Origin of the sequence: Streptomyces sp. NPDC002809 (assembly GCF_040295435.1) — a bacterium.
GTDB lineage: Bacteria > Actinomycetota > Actinomycetes > Streptomycetales > Streptomycetaceae > Streptomyces.
In genome coordinates this window covers 85,417-100,659 of sequence record NZ_JBEOVJ010000007.1, presented here as the reverse complement: position 1 = coordinate 100,659, position 15,243 = coordinate 85,417, and the positions used below count along the sequence as shown (strand labels likewise).

The 15,243-nt window shown below is 72.5% G+C and carries 11 protein-coding genes; 10 read left to right on the top strand and 1 reads right to left on the bottom strand.

Features of this window, described 5'->3' with window-relative positions; genetic code table 11:
* Positions 1-222: 222 nt before the first annotated feature.
* Both ABT025_RS06960 and ABT025_RS06955 read left to right on the top strand, forming a co-directional pair.
* Positions 223-1,719 carry a tetratricopeptide repeat protein gene (locus ABT025_RS06960; protein ID WP_350990702.1) on the top strand — a complete coding sequence of 499 codons (1,497 nt, stop codon included), beginning with the start codon at positions 223-225 and terminating at the stop codon, positions 1,717-1,719.
* A gap of 255 nt (positions 1,720-1,974) precedes the next feature.
* Complete coding sequence (locus tag ABT025_RS06955) at positions 1,975-3,885, top strand: S53 family peptidase (RefSeq protein ID WP_350990700.1); 1,911 nt, start codon at positions 1,975-1,977, stop codon at positions 3,883-3,885.
* Between the two features lie 169 nt (positions 3,886-4,054).
* Here the strand turns inward: ABT025_RS06955 and ku are convergent, their stop codons facing one another.
* Positions 4,055-5,191, bottom strand: a complete 1,137-nt coding sequence (gene ku / locus ABT025_RS06950; protein ID WP_350990698.1) for a non-homologous end joining protein Ku — start codon at positions 5,189-5,191, stop codon at positions 4,055-4,057.
* Positions 5,192-5,251: 60 nt separating this feature from the next.
* Between ku and ligD the strand changes: the two genes are divergently transcribed.
* The 8 genes from ligD to ABT025_RS06910 all read left to right on the top strand — a co-directional run bounded on the left by ligD (position 5,252) and on the right by ABT025_RS06910 (position 15,216).
* The gene (gene ligD, locus ABT025_RS06945; protein ID WP_350990696.1) at positions 5,252-6,148 is read left to right on the top strand and encodes a non-homologous end-joining DNA ligase; all 897 of its coding nucleotides are present in this window, start codon (positions 5,252-5,254) and stop codon (positions 6,146-6,148) included.
* A 146-nt stretch (positions 6,149-6,294) separates the two neighbouring features.
* The gene (locus tag ABT025_RS06940; RefSeq protein ID WP_350990694.1) at positions 6,295-8,502 is read left to right on the top strand and encodes a HEAT repeat domain-containing protein; all 2,208 of its coding nucleotides are present in this window, start codon (positions 6,295-6,297) and stop codon (positions 8,500-8,502) included.
* Complete coding sequence (locus ABT025_RS06935) at positions 8,499-8,834, top strand: zinc ribbon domain-containing protein (protein WP_350990692.1); 336 nt, start codon at positions 8,499-8,501, stop codon at positions 8,832-8,834. Before ABT025_RS06940 ends, ABT025_RS06935 begins: the two co-directional genes overlap by 4 nt.
* A gap of 92 nt (positions 8,835-8,926) precedes the next feature.
* Entirely contained in the window at positions 8,927-9,727 is an 801-nt protein-coding gene (locus ABT025_RS06930) for a hypothetical protein (RefSeq protein ID WP_350990690.1), read from the top strand.
* Positions 9,724-11,064 (top strand): ATP-binding protein, encoded by a 1,341-nt coding sequence (locus ABT025_RS06925; protein ID WP_350990688.1) that lies wholly within the window; start codon positions 9,724-9,726, stop codon positions 11,062-11,064. Before ABT025_RS06930 ends, ABT025_RS06925 begins: the two co-directional genes overlap by 4 nt.
* A 199-nt stretch (positions 11,065-11,263) precedes the next feature.
* Positions 11,264-12,643: an FtsW/RodA/SpoVE family cell cycle protein gene (locus tag ABT025_RS06920; protein WP_350990686.1), complete on the top strand. Its 1,380-nt coding sequence runs from the start codon at positions 11,264-11,266 to the stop codon at positions 12,641-12,643.
* Positions 12,644-12,680: 37 nt separating this feature from the next.
* Positions 12,681-14,138 carry a penicillin-binding transpeptidase domain-containing protein gene (locus ABT025_RS06915; protein ID WP_350990684.1) on the top strand — a complete coding sequence of 486 codons (1,458 nt, stop codon included), beginning with the start codon at positions 12,681-12,683 and terminating at the stop codon, positions 14,136-14,138.
* Between the two features lie 4 nt (positions 14,139-14,142).
* Entirely contained in the window at positions 14,143-15,216 is a 1,074-nt protein-coding gene (locus ABT025_RS06910) for an amidase family protein (RefSeq protein ID WP_350990682.1), read from the top strand.
* Positions 15,217-15,243: the final 27 nt, after the last annotated feature.

Here is a 15,243-nt window from a genome sequence, read left to right as displayed (position 1 = left end):
CAGATTCATCGGGACGGAGTCGGGGCTCAACGGTGGGGGGACCGTATGGAGTCGGGGGATCAGCAGCGCGCGGAGTCCGGGACGTGGGCGGTGCCGCCTCGGCCGGCACAGGCGCCGCCACCGGGGCAGGTGCCGCCCGGATGGGTGCCCCCGGACCGGCCGTCCGGGCCGCCGCCCGCGGAGCCGCCGGGGCCGGTGCCGCCCGGTGCGGTGGTGCGTGCGGTGGCCGTCGCCCTGCTCAATCTCACAGGGCTCGGGCTCGGGTATGTCCTGGTGCGCCGGTGGTTCCGCGCCTTCCTGTGCTGGGTGGCGACGGGCTGGCTGCTGCTCGCGGCGCTGCCCGCCGATCCCGACGGCATGTCCGGGGGGCTGGTCACCGGGTATCTGCTCGTGCTGGCCGTCGCCGCGGGCGACGGTGCGTGGACGGCGCGGCGCGCGGCGGTGGGCGGGTCGTGGCGGCCGGTGATCGCGGCCGGAGCGGGGCTCGTGCTACTGGCAGTGCCTGCCGGCGGTGCGGTCTACTACGGCTCCGCGCAGGACGAGGCAGTCGAGCAGATGCTGCTCGACCGGCTGGACGAGGGCGACCGCTCGGTCGAGGCGGCGTCGGCCAAACCCTTCGGGGCGGCTCAGCAGGACTACCGTTCGGCGCTCGCCGTCTACCGCGAACTCGGTGAGGACCATGCCGGATCGCGGGCCGGAAAGCTCGTACCGGCGCGGCTAGACGCGTACTACCGGGCCATAGCGGCACCGTACCGACAGAAGAAGCACTGCGAGGCCATCGAGCCGCTGACCTATCTGCGTTCGGTGCCCGACTCGATAGATCACGGGCTGCTGGGCGACCTGGCCCGGTATCCCGACGAACCACTGGCCGATTCCCTGTACGTGTGCGGGGTCTCGCAGTTGCGGGACGGCTCGGCGGGAGCGAGCGGCGGGGCGCTGAGCGAGCTGCTGCGTACGTTCCCGGGGTCCCCGCAGGCCGGGCAGGTCGGGCCGGCCGTCTCGAAGGAGATCGCAGCGCGGACGGGCGCGGTGCGCGGCGACGGCCCCTGCGCGGCGACGGAGCAGCTGCGCCAACTGCGGGAGGCGACGGCCTCGTTGCCCGACAAGGACATCGCGGCGCTGGCCAAGGACGCCGACGGGGGAATCAGGAACGGCGTCTACGCCTGCGGGCTGGACGAGTTCAAGGACAAGGAGTTCGGTGAGGCGCACAGGACGCTGACCGGTTTCGCCGATACCTACCGGAAAGACAAGCGCCGGGGACGGGCCCAGGACATCGCGATCGCCGCGGAGATAGCCGACACCCGGCCGGCGGCCGGGAAGCGGCTGCCGCCCGGGAGTGCGCCGGGCGGTGCGCGGATGGAGCTCGTCATCTCCAACGACGCCCCGGACGGGGTCGAGATCCTGTACACGGGGCCGGTCACGGGCCGGGTGGCCATCAAGGGCTGCGGGAGCTGCACGTCGTACTCCTGGTCGACGGGGGCTCTCAGGGCGTGCAAGAGCACGGGGAAGAACTATCCGCACGTGACACTGCGGCTGCCCGCGGGCGAGTACCACTTCCTCTACAAGCACCGCGAGGGCTCCGCCGACTCCGGGGCCGATGCCACCAGCTACGCGGACGGTTCGAAGATCGAGCCCGGCTACCGGTACACCGGGTGCACGTATGTGACCTCCTCGACGTCCTTCGGCAGCGGGCTGACGGACCCGGTGGCCGCGGGCTGACCCGTCGCCGGCCATCCGGACCGGTCAGGAGTGACCGGACAATGCGCCTGATCCCCGCCCATTCGGCGCGAACCGTCGGCGCCCCAGGCCGCCTTGGCTGATTCTTGGTCATTACGTGCCCCATACATGAGGCGTTCCTCGCCAGAGTGGCGCATTACATGTGCACATCATTCGGCACATGCGCCACACGCGAGACCCACATCGCAGGGGGTTACTTTGAGAATCAGCCGCGCCCGACGACGCGCCGGGCTGAGCATGGCAGCGACACTGCCGCTGCTCGCCGGTGCGCTCGCCCTCGGGATACCCAACGCCAGCGCGGACTCCGCGCCGAGCGGCCGGGACGCGCTGCAGGGCACCAAGCCGGCCTGGGCGACCGCCACGGCCGACCAGGGGGCCACGGCCGACAGTGCGAAGGTCGCCGTCAGGGTTCATCTCGCAGGACGGGACGCGAAGGGGCTGGCCTCCTACGCGGCCGCCGTGTCCGACCCGCAGTCGCCGTCGTACGGGAAGTACCTGAGCGCCGCACAGGCGCAGGCCCGGTTCGGGGCCACCCAGGAGCAGATCGACCAGGTCAGCCAGTGGCTGCGGTCCAGCGGACTGACCGTCACCGGCGCCGACCAGCACTACGTCTCGGCCACCGGTGAAGCGGCGCAGACGGAGAAGGCGTTCAGCACCCAGCTGCGCAACTACCGCAAGGGCGGCCGCACCTACCGCGCACCGGCCTCCACCGCATCGGTGCCGGCCGCGCTGAGCGATGCCGTGCTCGCCGTCTCGGGTCTGGACAACGCACCGCACAAGTCGAGTCACGACGAGGTGCTGCCGCCGCCGGACGCGGTGTTCCGCAACTCGGGTCCGTTCTCCTCGTACTTCGGGTCGAAGACCGCCTCCACCCTGCCGAGCGCATACGGGGCCAAGGTGCCGTACGCGGTCAAGGGCTACACCGGCAAGCAGCTGCGCGCCGCGTACGGGGCCGGCAGCTTCACCGGCAAGGGGGTGACCGTCGCGATCACCGACGCGTACGCCTCCCCCACCATCGCGGAGGACGCCGCCGAGTACGCGAAGCGCAACGGCGACGCGCCCTACCGGCGCGGGCAGCTCAGCCAGGTGCTGCCGGACGACTACACGAAGACCGAGGAGTGCGGGGCCTCCGGCTGGTACGGCGAGGAGACCCTCGACGTCGAGGCCGTGCACGCGGTCGCGCCGGACGCCGGCATCGTCTACGTGGGCGGCGCGTCCTGCTACGACAACGACCTGCTGGACTCGCTGAACAAGGTCGTCGACTCCCGGCTCGCGGACATCGTCTCCAACTCCTGGGGCGACATCGAGGCCAACCAGACACCCGATCTGGCGCTCGCCTACGACCAGGTGTTCAAGATGGGCGCGGTCGAGGGCATCGGCTTCTACTTCTCCTCCGGTGACGACGGCGACAACGTCGCGTCCACCGGCACCAAGCAGATCGACGTCCCCTCCAACTCCGCCTGGGTGACCTCCGTCGGCGGCACGTCACTGGCCGTCGGCAAGAACGACACCTACCAGTGGGAGACCGGCTGGGGAACGACGAACGCGCCCCTGGCGGCGGACGGCAAGAGCTGGACCGGCTTCCCCGGCGCCTACACCTCGGGCGCGGGCGGCGGCACCAGCTCCACCGTGAAGCAGCCGTTCTACCAGCGCACCGTCGTACCGGACTCGCTGGCCAAGGCCAACGGGAAGACCCGGATGCGCACGGCTCCGGACATCGCGGCCGTCGCCGACCCGAACACCGGTTTCCTCGTGGGCCAGACCCAGACGCTGCCGGACGGATCGCTCGGCTACGACGAGTACCGCATCGGCGGTACGTCGCTGGCGGCCCCGGTCATCGCCGGTGTCCAGGCCCTGGCGCAGCAGGCGCAGCGCGGGCGCCCGATCGGTTTCGCCAACCCGGCGATCTACGCCCGCTACCACACGAAGGCGTACCACGACGTGACGGACCACCCGCTGGGTGCCGGCCGTGATCTCGCGGTCGCCCGGGTGGACTTCGTCAACGGGTACGACGCGGTGGACGGGCTGCGGACCTCGGTGCGGAGCCTCGGCAAGGACGCCTCGCTGTCGGCGGTGCGGGGATACGACGACGTGACGGGTGTCGGTACGCCGGCCTCCGGCTATGTGAGCTCGTACCGCAGGCGCTGAACCCGGGAGCGGGACGGGGGCAGGACGGGGGGCGGCCGCCGCGGGATTCGTTCCCGTGGCGGCCGTTCGGTCTGTTTCCGGTACGCCTGTGGTGAGGTGCTCCAGCCGCTGCCTCCGCGGCAGGGGCACCTCGGTTACGCGGGCCGCCTCGACTGCCGGTGCAGGTCGGTTACGCGGAGGCCCGTTTGTGCGAGGCGGTCCTGGTCCCGCCCTGCTTCTTCGCCGCCGTCGTCTTCTTGGCCGCGGCACTCCTGGACGTGGCGGTCTTCGACGCGGTCTTCTTCGCGCCGGACCGACCGCCCGACGCGCTCTTCTTCGCCGCCGCCTTGCCCGTACTCGCCGTGGACTTCTTCGCACCCGAGGACTTGGGCGACGAGGAAGCGGCCTTCCGGGCCCCGCCGGACCCGGTGCGCGACACCGACTTGCCCGTGGGGGTCTTGCGGGTGGTGGAGCCCGCTGCCTTGCGGTCCGCGATCGAGGTGACCTTCGCAGGCGGCGCCTCCTTCTCGTCCGCCCCGCCCTCGTCCTCGCCGCGGGCCTCCTTCGCCGCCCGCACGCTGTTCTCCAGGGCCGCGAGCAGGTCGATGACCTTGCCGCCGGACTCGTCGGCCGCGGCCGGCTGAAGGGTCTCGCCGGAGGCCTTGGCCGCGATGAGTTCCTCGACCGCCTCGCGGTAGTCGTCGTGCAGCGACTCCATGTCGACCTCGCCGAGCGTGTCCATCAGCGCGTCCGCGAGGTCGAGTTCGGCGTCCCGGACCGACACGTCTGCCTCCGGGGCGACCCCTTCGGGGGCCCGGATCTCGTCCGGCCAGAGCAGGCCGTGCATCGCGATCACGTCGTCGACGACCCGCAGCATGCCGAGGCGCTCCCGGCCGCGCAGCGCGTACTTGGCGAGGGCGACCTTCTGGCTCCGCTTCAGCGCCTCGCGCAGCAGCGTGTACGGCTTGGCGGCCGGCACGCCGTTGGCGGAGAGGTAGTACGCCGCGTCCATCTGGAGCGGGTCGATGGTGTCGGCAGGCACGAAGGCGACGATCTCGATCGTCTTGGCGGTGGGCAGCGGCAGCGAGCCGAGGTCCTCGTCGGTGATCGGGATCAGCGAGCCGTCCGCTTCCTCGTACGCCTTGCCGATGTCGGAGGCGGTCAGCTCCTCGCCGTCCAGTTCGCACACCTTGCGGTAGCGGATGCGGCCGCCGTCGGTGAGGTGGACCTGACGGAAGGAGATCGAGTGGTTCTCGGTGGCGTTGACCAGCTTGATCGGGATGCTGACCAGCCCGAAGGAGATCGCGCCGTTCCAAATGGACCTCACCGGTCACCCCTTACATCCGTTATCTCCGTACAGATCCATATTTCGTGTGATTCTTATCGTATGACGCCGATCACAGTGGTGGAGGGGCGGCGGCTGTCGGTCAGCAACCTGGACAAGGTGCTGTATCCGGCCACCGGCACCACCAAGGGCGAGGTGCTGCACTACTACGCGGCCACGGCGGCCGAGGCGTTGCTTGCGCATCTGCGGGACCGGCCCCTGTCCTTCCTGCGCTATCCGGACGGGCCGGACGGGCAGCTGTTCTTCACGAAGAATCCGCCGCCCGGTACGCCGTCCTGGGTACACACCGCCCCGGTGCCGCACCACGAGAAGGAGCAGGCCCGGCAGGTCGTCGTCCAGGACCTCGCCTCCCTGATGTGGGCGGCCAATCTGGTGGTGGAGTTCCACACCCCGCAGTGGCGGGCCGATACGCCGGGGCTGGCCGACCGGATGGTGTTCGACCTGGACCCGGGGACACCGGCGACGGTCGTGGAGTGCTGCACGGTCGCGCTCTGGCTGCGGGAGCGGCTGGCCGCGGACGGACTGGAGGCGTACGGGAAGACGTCCGGGTCCAAGGGGCTGCATCTGCTCGTACCGCTGGAGCCCACCGCGTCCGAGCGGGTGTCGGCGTACGCGAAGTTGCTCGCCGTCCAGGCGGAGCGGGAGCTTCCGGAACTGGTGGTGCACCGGATGAGGCGGGCGCTGCGGCCGGGCAAGGTGTTCGTCGATTTCAGCCAGAACGCGGCGGCGAAGACGACCGCGACCCCCTACACACTGCGCGCCCGGGCCGAGCCGTCCGTGTCCGCGCCGGTCACCTGGGCGGAGATCGAGGAGTGCCGCGGCCCCGGGGAGCTGGTCTTTCTGGCGGGCGACATGGCGCAGCGGCTGGAGCGGTACGGCGATCTGCTCGCGCCGCTCACCGAGCCGGACCGGGGGCGGCCGATTCCGGACACTCCGTAGGGCTTCCGCGGCCGGGGCATACCTCATCCCCGCAGGTGTTGTCATGTCCAAGGGCAAAAGGCGGGATGGGGCGGGTGGATTGTCCGAGCGGTGGTGCACACTCTGCGCAGACACTGCTTCGTGGGAAACCGTGGGGAGGCGATGGCGTGTTCGCGGGGATCGACGAGGTCGACTGGGCCTCGATGGAGCATGCCTACGGGCCTGCCGATGATGTGCCGGGTCTGCTGCGGGGCCTGGCGTCCGCCGATCCGGCGGAGCGCGAGGCCGCGCTGGACGGCATGTACGGGGCCGTCCACCACCAGGGTGACGTCTACGCCTGCACGCTCGCCTGCATCCCCTTCCTCTTCGAGCTGGTCGTCGATCCGGCGGTCCCCGACCGCGGGGGCATCGTCGAGCTGCTGACCAGCATCGGCGGCATCGACATCGACGAGGAGGACATCGGAGAGGCCGAGGGCGAGGACGAGGCCGAGGGCGCGGCGAACTACGCGATGGCGGCGGCGGCCGTCAGCGCGGGCGCCGGGGTCTTCTTCGCGCTGATGGCCGACGAGGACCCCGGCGTACGGGTCTCCGCCCCGCTGGCGCTGGCCACCCTGCACGGCAGTCCGGCCCGCGTCCTGACCCTGTTGCGCGAGCGGCTGACGGTCGAACCGGACGACGAGGTGCGTCTCGCCCTCGTCGAGGCCGCGGGGCGGGTGGCGCTGCGCCACGGTCCGCTGACCGGGCGGATCGCCGACTGGCTGAGCCGGCTGGCGGCCGAGGCGAATCCGCCGGGGCTGCGGCTGGCGGCCCTGGCCCAGCTGGCTCGGTGCGCCCCCGAGGCGCTGCCGGGCGATGTGGTGAGGGTGGTGGCGGGTCTGCTGCGGCAGCTGCGCTCGGCCCCCGGGGACCCCGGGGCGGGTCTGCTGCGACAGCTGCGCGCGACACCGGACGCCTCCGGGGACTCCGAGCCCCCCGAGGCCCCGGAGTCCCCCGAACCCGGAGCCCGGACGATCGGGGCCCACGGCGACCCCGATGCCGCCGTCGAGACCGCACCGGTGACTCTGGTGGGTCAGCTGCGGGCCCTGTCGGCCGAGGAGCGGACCGGGCGTACGGCGCCCTGGACGGCCGATCTGCTGCGCACCCTGCATGTCGGTCTCGACGACCGGGTCGCCGACCGGACGGCGCTGCTGACGGATCAGCTGTGCAGCCCCGACCTGGGGCAGCGCATCGACGCCGTCCGGATGAGCAGCGGCCTGATCCGGGCCTGGCGCGGTTCCTACGGGGAGCTCGTCCGGCTCGTGGGCGAGCAGCTCACCTCGGACGAGCCGAAGCTCGCCGAGGCCGCCTCGCACGTCCTGGAGGAGCTCTTCGGCCTGGCCGCACCCGCGGCGGACGCGCTGGCGGCCCGGATGGCGGCGGATCCGGGTGCCTGGGTGAAGGAGTGGGCGAGCGGGCCGCCGGGGCTCGGCAGTGCGGTGAAGGCCCTGGCCCGGCTGGGTGACGCCCGCGTGGTGCCCGCGCTCGCGGCGGCGCTGGAGCGGCCCGAGGTGCCGCACGACGTGGGGTTCGCCATCGGGTATCTGGGGCCTGCCGCCGCACCGTTGGCCGGTGTGCTGCGCCGCCGGCTGAGCGAGGTCGGGCTGGACGAGGAGGCGTACGACCGGGCGAGTCCGCTGCTCGGCGGGCTGACCGCCCTCCGGGCGGGCGAGGCCGCGCCCGAGGTGCTGCGGATCCTGCGCGGGGCGCCGGAGTACCGGGGCGAGTGGCTGCGCACGGCGGCGCTGCGGGCGCTCGGCTCGTTCGGGCCCGCGGCACGCTGCGCGGTCCCGGAGCTGCGGGCGCTGATGCGCCGCCCCGGTACGGCGGGGGCCACGGAGGCCGCCGAGACGCTCTGGGCCGTCGACGGGGATGCCTGGACGGTCCTGCCGGTCCTGATCGAGGGGCTCCAGGCGGAGCACGCGCGCGACCGGCGGGCTGCGGCGAGCGCGCTGGGCCGGCTCGGCGCGCAGGCGGCCGTGACCGCCCCGCGGCTGCGGGCGCTGCTGGGGCACGAGGAGCTGTGGCTGCGGGTGGACGCCGCGATCGCTCTGTGGGAGGTTTCCGGACGGGCCGAGGAGTCCGTTCCGGTACTCCTCGCGGCCTGGGAGAAGAACCGTCATGTCAGGGTTCGGGTGGCCGAATGCCTGGCGCGGACGGGGGCTGCTGGTGCAGGGTCGGACGCGGCACTCGTGCTGCAGGCCGAGCTCGCCTCCGTACGCCGTCACAACGCGATGGACGGCGGATGCGGCAGCCACGACACATACGAGGACGAAAAGCTGCTGGCGCTCTGCCGCCGGGCGCTCCTGGGGAATACGGGGAAGGGACCCACGACATGATCATTTTCGGCACGCGAGGCTATCTCTACCAACTGGCGGTCCTGACGCTGGTCTGCGGCTGGTGCGGGAATCCGGCCGCGCACACCCTGCGCAAGCGCGTGACGAAGTTCACGCTGTTCTTCGTCCCGCTGTTCCCCTTCTCGACGAAGTACGCCACCCAGTGCACCTTCTGCGGCGGCGAGCAGAAGATCCCCAAGGAGCAGGCCGAGCAGCTGCTGGCCCAGCACGTGGCCTCGCAGGACGGGAACCCCTTCGGCCAGTCCCAGCAGCAGCCGGGATACGCTCCGGGCACGCAGGGCCAGGGACAGGGTCAGAACCCGTATCAGCACTAAATACGCATAAGGGACTTCCTTCCGAATAAGGTCTACGGAGCCGGGACCGCACGCACGTGCGGTCCGGCCGGCCGTCGGAACGGGAGGAAGACATGCGTCCGCAGCACCGGACGGGGCGCCGCACGGCCTGCGCTGTCGTCGCCCTCACCGGCGCCGCGCTGCTGGCCGGCTGCGGCACCGGCGGCGAGCTGAAGAGCGCAGGACAGGCCCCGGCCGCCATCGGTCCCGCCCGCCTCTGGCCGGAGCTGCCGCCCGCCTCCGCCGCCCCGTACGACTACGGCGAGGGCGAGACCGCCCATATCCCGGGGATCACCGTCCCGGGCGGTGATGTGCACCGGCTGGACCCGGTGGCAGTGGTGCAGGCGGGGCTGAACGCCCGTCCGGACCGGTCCAGCGGCACGGCCGCGCTTCCCGCCGAGACCGTACGCCGGATCAACGCCTGCAGGACCGCGCCCGCAGCCTGCCCGGTGCTGAAGCCGTACTTCCGCGATCTGACGGGCGACGGCCGGGACGAGATGGTCCTCGGCATCCAGCTGGCCGACCGCCAGCTCTCCGTGCGCGTCTACATGCCCGAGCCCAGCGGGCTCACCCGGATCATGTCGACGTCCGACGCCGTGATCAGCGTGGAGCTGGCGGGCCGGGACCTGATCATGCGGGCGCCCTCGGCCATCACGGGGTACGAGTACCGCACGGCCTGGTCCTGGGACGACCGGCAGCGCGCCATGCTGCCCACGCAGGACGAGATCCTGCGGATGACCCCGCGGGCCGACCCGGGCCGGCACACCGCGAGCGCCCGGCCCTCCGAGCGGCCGTCCGAGCCGCCGGCCACCGGAGCGACCCCGCCGCCCCGCACCGCGGCCCCCTCGGCGGCCGTCACCGCGGAGCGCCGGTGAAAGCCCGGCGGACCGGCGCGACCCGGGTCCGCCGCGCCTCGCGGGGGCTGCGCCTGCCCGCCTGGACCGCGACGCTCACCTGGAAGTCCGCGGTCTTCATCACCGTGATGTGCTGCGTGCTCGCCGCCCTGCTGGGCGTGCTGGTGCACACCGCGGTCACCCGGCAGACGGTCGGCCACGCCCGGGAGAAGGCACTGGCCCGGCTGGAGGACGCCACCGCCGCCTACGAGGCGGGAGGGGCGCTGCCGCCGCGTTCCGGGATCGACCCGCCGGGGCTGCCCGCGTCGCTGCGCGCCCTGGCGGTGAGCGGTGAGCGGGGCACCATGGTCGCCGACCACCGCGGCCGCCCCACGATGTGGGCCGCCGCCCCGGCCGACGGGCACGCCCTGGCGACACAGACCGACTACAGCCAGAGCGCCCGCACCATCAACGGCCTGGACGGGGCGATCGTCGGCTCCTCGCTGCTGGCGATCGGCGCCACGCTGCTCGTCGGCGCCTTCTCCGTCACCCGGGTCACCCGGCGGCTGCACCAGACCGCACAGGTGGCCCGCCGGATCGGTGCGGGTGATCTGGACGCACGCGTCAACGACCCCCGCACGGCCGACCCCTCGCGCCGGCAGGACGAGGTCGCGATCGTCGCCGGGGCGCTGGACACCATGGCCTCGACGCTCCAGCGCAAGCTCGTCGCCGAGCAGCGCTTCACCGCCGATGTGGCACACGAGCTGCGCACCCCGCTGACCGGCCTGTCGGCCGCCGCCGAACTGCTGCCGCCGGGCCGCCCGTCGGAGCTGGTGCAGGACCGGGTCCGGGCGATGCGCGCGCTGACGGAGGACCTGCTGGAGATCTCCCGGCTCGACGCCCGTACCGAACAGGTCGACCTCGACGTGCACGAACTGGCGCCGCTCGCCGAGCGCGTGGCGCGCGCCTCGGGTCCCGGCACCGAGGTCGGGGTCGCCCCGGACGGACCGCCGGTGCGGGTCGAGACGGACAAGCGGCGGCTGGAACGGGTGCTCGGCAATCTGATCGGCAACGCACACCGGCACGGCAGCCCGCCGGTGGTGCTGACGGTCGACGGGCCGGTGGTGACCGTGCGCGACCACGGCGAGGGCTTTCCGGACTATCTGATCGCGGGCGGCCCGCAGCGCTTCCGCACGGAGGGCGGCGCGAAGGGGCACGGCCTCGGGCTGACCATCGCAGCGGGGCAGGCGGAGGTGATGGGCGCCGAGCTGGTCTTCGAGAACGCCCCGGACGGCGGGGCGGTGGCCCGGCTGACGCTGCCGGAGTACGTACGCCTGGACGACGGCGAGGAACCGCCGGACTCCCCCGCGGGCCCCTGACGGCCGGACGGCACCCGACCTCGCCGGCACCCTGACAGCCGCACGACACCCGACCTCGCCGGCACCCTGACAGCCGCACGACACCCGACTTCGCGGACTCCCCCGCCGGCACCTGACGGCCGGACGGCACCCGGACCCCACGAACTCCCGCATCAGTACATAAGGGAAATAACACCCACCTCTTGCTACGTTGCGTGGCATGACCGCAACGACGGCGGACGCACCCCCGCCCGAGCTGCGCCTGCCCAAGCGGCGTGGCGTAGAACTCTCGCTCCTCATCGGGGCCGTCCTCATCTCCGTCTACGGCTACGCCGCCGTCGGTCTGGCCCACGACGACGCGGTCCCGCCCGACGTCGCCGGATACGGCGGCGGCCTCGGGCTGCTCGCCCTCCTCGCCCATCTCGCCGTCCGCTTCCGCGCCCCGTACGCCGATCCGCTGCTGCTGCCCATCGCCGTCCTGCTCAACGGCCTGGGACTGGTGCTGATCTACCGGCTCGATCTGGAGACACCGAGGGACCAGGCGGCGCCCACCCAGCTGGTCTGGTCCACGCTCGGCGTCGCGTTCTTCATCGCGGTGGTGGTGTTCCTGCGCGACCACCGGGTCCTCCAGCGCTACGCGTACCTCTCCGTCGCCGCCGCCCTCGTCCTGATGATCGTGCCGATCTTCTTCCCCGCGGTGAACGGCGCCAAGATCTGGATCAGGGTCGGCGGATTCTCCTTCCAGCCCGGCGAGTTCGCCAAGATCCTGCTCGCCGTCTTCTTCGCCGCCTACCTCGCGGCGAACCACAACGCCCTCGCGTACACCGGCCGCAGGATCTGGAAGCTCCAGCTCCCCACCGGCCGGGTGCTCGGCCCGATCGTGGCGATCTGGCTGATCAGCGTCGGCGTCCTGGTCCTGGAGCGCGATCTGGGCACCTCGCTGCTGTTCTTCGGTCTGTTCGTGATCCTGCTGTACGTGGCGACCGGCCGGACCGGCTGGATCGCCGTCGGGCTGCTGCTGGCCGCCGTCGGCGCGTTCGTCGTCGGCTCCTTCGAACCTCATGTGCACAGCCGGGTGCAGGACTGGCTCGACCCGTTCGCCTCCATCGACGCGGGCCGGGGCCCCGGGCAGCTCGCGCAGTCGCTGTTCGCCTTCGCCGCGGGCGGGATGCTCGGCACCGGGCTGGGGCTCGGCCACTCCATCCTCATCGGCTTCGCCGCCAAGTCCGACTTCATCCTGGCGACGGCCGGCGAGGAGCTCGGCCTGACCGGACTGACCGCCGTCTTCATGCTGTACGCCCTGCTGGTGGCGCGCGGCTACCGGGCCGGGCTCGCCCTGCGCGACGCCTTCGGGCGGCTGCTCGCGATCGGTCTCGCCTCGATCCTGGCGCTCCAGGTGTTCGTGATCGCGGGCGGAGTCATGGGGCTGATCCCGCTGACGGGCATGGCGATGCCGTTCCTCGCGCAGGGCGGTTCCTCGGTGGTCACCAACTGGATCATCGTGGCGCTGCTCATCCGGGTCAGCGACGTGGCCCGCAGACCCCACCCCGACGAGGTGGAGACCGGCGTCGTCGCACCGGCCGTGGAGGACGAGCAGTGATCCCGTACCCGAACCCGACGACGCAGGGGGCCACGCCGTGATCCGCTACATCCGGCGGGCCGCCGCGTTCTGTCTGCTGCTTCTCGTGGCACTCCTGGTGAACGCCGCCCGCATCCAGGTCTTCGACGCCGACGAGCTCGACGACAACTCCGCCAACCGCCGCAACACGATCGACCGTTACGACCAGCCGCGCGGCAACATCCTGGTCGGCGGCAGATCCGTCACCGGCTCGAAGGACACCGGTGAGCCGCTCGCGTACGAGCGCACCTACCGCAACGGCCCGCTGTACGCGCCGGTGACGGGGTACGCCTCGCAGACGTACGGCACCACCCTGATCGAGCACGCCGAGGACGGGATCCTCTCCGGCACCGACCCCATGCTCGCCCCCCTCCCCTTCTGGAACGAGATCACCCGCGCCCGGCAGCCGGGCGGCGACGTCGTCACCACGATCAAGGACTCCATGCAGCGCGCCGCCTACGAGGGGCTCGGCGGGCGCCGGGGCGCGGTGGCGGCCGTCGAGCCGACGACCGGCAAGATCCTGGCACTGGTCTCGACCCCGTCGTACGACCCCGGGCTGCTCTCCGGCACCGGTTCGTCCGTCACCGACGCCTGGCGCGAGCTCAACGCGTCCACGAGCCAGCCGATGCTCAACCGGGCGATCCGGCAGACGTATCCGCCCGGCTCCACGTTCAAGATCGTGACGGCTGCTGCGGCGCTGGACGCCGAGGTCGTCACCGATCCGGACGCCGAGACCGACACCCCCTCCCCCTACGTCCTGCCGGGCACCTCGACCACGCTGCCCAACGAGGCGAGCGGCTGCGAGCAGGCGTCGCTGGCCGAGGCGATCCGGGTCTCCTGCAACACCGTGATGGCGCACCTCGGAGTGGAGGTCGGGCTGGACGGCATGGTGGAGGCGGTCGGGAAGTTCGGCTTCAACGACGCGGGGCTGAGGATCCCGTCCGGGGTGGCGAAGAGCAACTTCGACACGGAGATGAGCGACGACCAGCTGGCCCTGTCCTCGATCGGCCAGTTCGACACGACGGCGACCCCGCTCCAGATGGCGATGGTGGCCTCGGCCGTGGCCAACGGCGGCGACCTCATGTACCCGCACCTGGTCGACCGTACGACCACGCACAGCGGCTCCACCGTCCACACCACCGGGTCGCGCTCGTACCACCGGGCGATGAATCCGCTGACGGCGATGCGACTGCGGCAGATGATGATCGACGTGGTGCAGGAAGGTACCGGCACCAATGCGGCCATCGACGGGGCGACGGTCGGCGGCAAGACCGGCACGGCCCAGCACGGAGTCGACAACTCCGGTACGCCGTACGCCTGGTTCATCTCCTGGGCGCAGGCGGAAGGATCGGCGAGGCCGGCCGTCGCCGTCGCCGTGGTCGTCGAGGACGCGTCAGCCGACCGGGCCGACATCAGTGGCGGTGGCAGCGCCGCCCCGATCGCCCGTTCCGTGATGGAGGAGGCCCTGAAAGACTGAGCCGGTGACGGATTTCAGGGATGCCGCGGGCGTGCTGGCCGCGATCGGGCGGGAGGATCCGCGGCTCTGCGCGTTCATCGACGTGTGGCACGAGGAGGCGACGGCCCGGCTGCCTGCGGCGGCCCGGCTCCCCCTGGCCGGACTGCCGTTCGCGGTGAAGGGCCCCACCGGGATCCGCTCGTACGCCGCCCGGCGGCTGATCGCGGCCGGTGGCGTCCCGGTCGGTTCGACCTCCGTGCCGGGGCCCGGCACGTACTGGAAGACCTGGGGACTGGGCACCCACGGCCGCACGGTCAACCCGTGGCGGCCCGACAGGACGCCGGGCGGCTCCTCGGCGGGCTCGGCGGCGGCGGTCGCGGCGGATCTCGTGGAGTTGGCGACCGGCAGCGACGGGGCGGGCTCGGTGCGCATCCCGGCCGCCTGGTGCGGGGTGTTCGGGCTGAAGACGACCAACGGGCTGCTGCCCTCCCCCGACCGTTCCGGCCTCGCCTCCGCCGGGGTCCTGACCCGGACGGCCGCCCGGGCGCAGACCTATCTGCGCTGCGTCCTGGACGACTACGTGCCGGCCACGGCGGAACTGCCCCTGCCCGCCGCCTACAGCCCCGGCCTGGGGTTCGCGGACGTCGACCCGGAGGTGGCGGCGGTGGTCCGGGGAGCGGTCGGGCGGCTGGTCGCGGCGGGCGTGGTGCGGCTCGCGGACCGCGGCTGCGAGCTGCTGGACCCGTGGGCGGCCTGGCCGGCCGTACGGAACGGGGAGGTGCCGCCTCACCTCGGGGAGCTGCGCCGCGAGAACGACCGCAGACTGGACGCCTTCTTCGCGGGCACGCCGCTGCTCCTCACGCCCGTCACCCCCAACCGGCCGCACGGCCACGACGGTCCGGGCGAGCTCTTCTCCACCGCGCTGACCTGGGCGTTCAACCTGAGTGGGCATCCGGCGGCGAGCGTGCCCGCCGGATTCACCCCGGACGGCTGCCCGGTCGGACTCCAACTGGTGGCGCGACGCGGCGCGGACGCCGCGCTGCTCGCCATGGCCTGTGCGGTGGAGGGAGCTCTGGGCCCCGCGCGCGGGCGGGGCTGATCTGCGTGGAGCGGGCGGTGGCTGCCC

Excerpts from the sequence above, each read along its gene's own strand:
- ABT025_RS06935 (WP_350990692.1), top strand. The coding sequence starts at position 8,499 with ATGATCATTTTCGGCACGCGAGGCTATCTCTACCAACTGGCGGTCCTG.
- ABT025_RS06930 (WP_350990690.1), top strand. The coding sequence starts at position 8,927 with ATGCGTCCGCAGCACCGGACGGGGCGCCGCACGGCCTGCGCTGTCGTC.
- ABT025_RS06920 (WP_350990686.1), top strand. The coding sequence starts at position 11,264 with ATGACCGCAACGACGGCGGACGCACCCCCGCCCGAGCTGCGCCTGCCC.
- ABT025_RS06955 (WP_350990700.1), top strand. The coding sequence starts at position 1,975 with ATGGCAGCGACACTGCCGCTGCTCGCCGGTGCGCTCGCCCTCGGGATA.
- ligD (WP_350990696.1), top strand. The coding sequence starts at position 5,252 with ATGACGCCGATCACAGTGGTGGAGGGGCGGCGGCTGTCGGTCAGCAAC.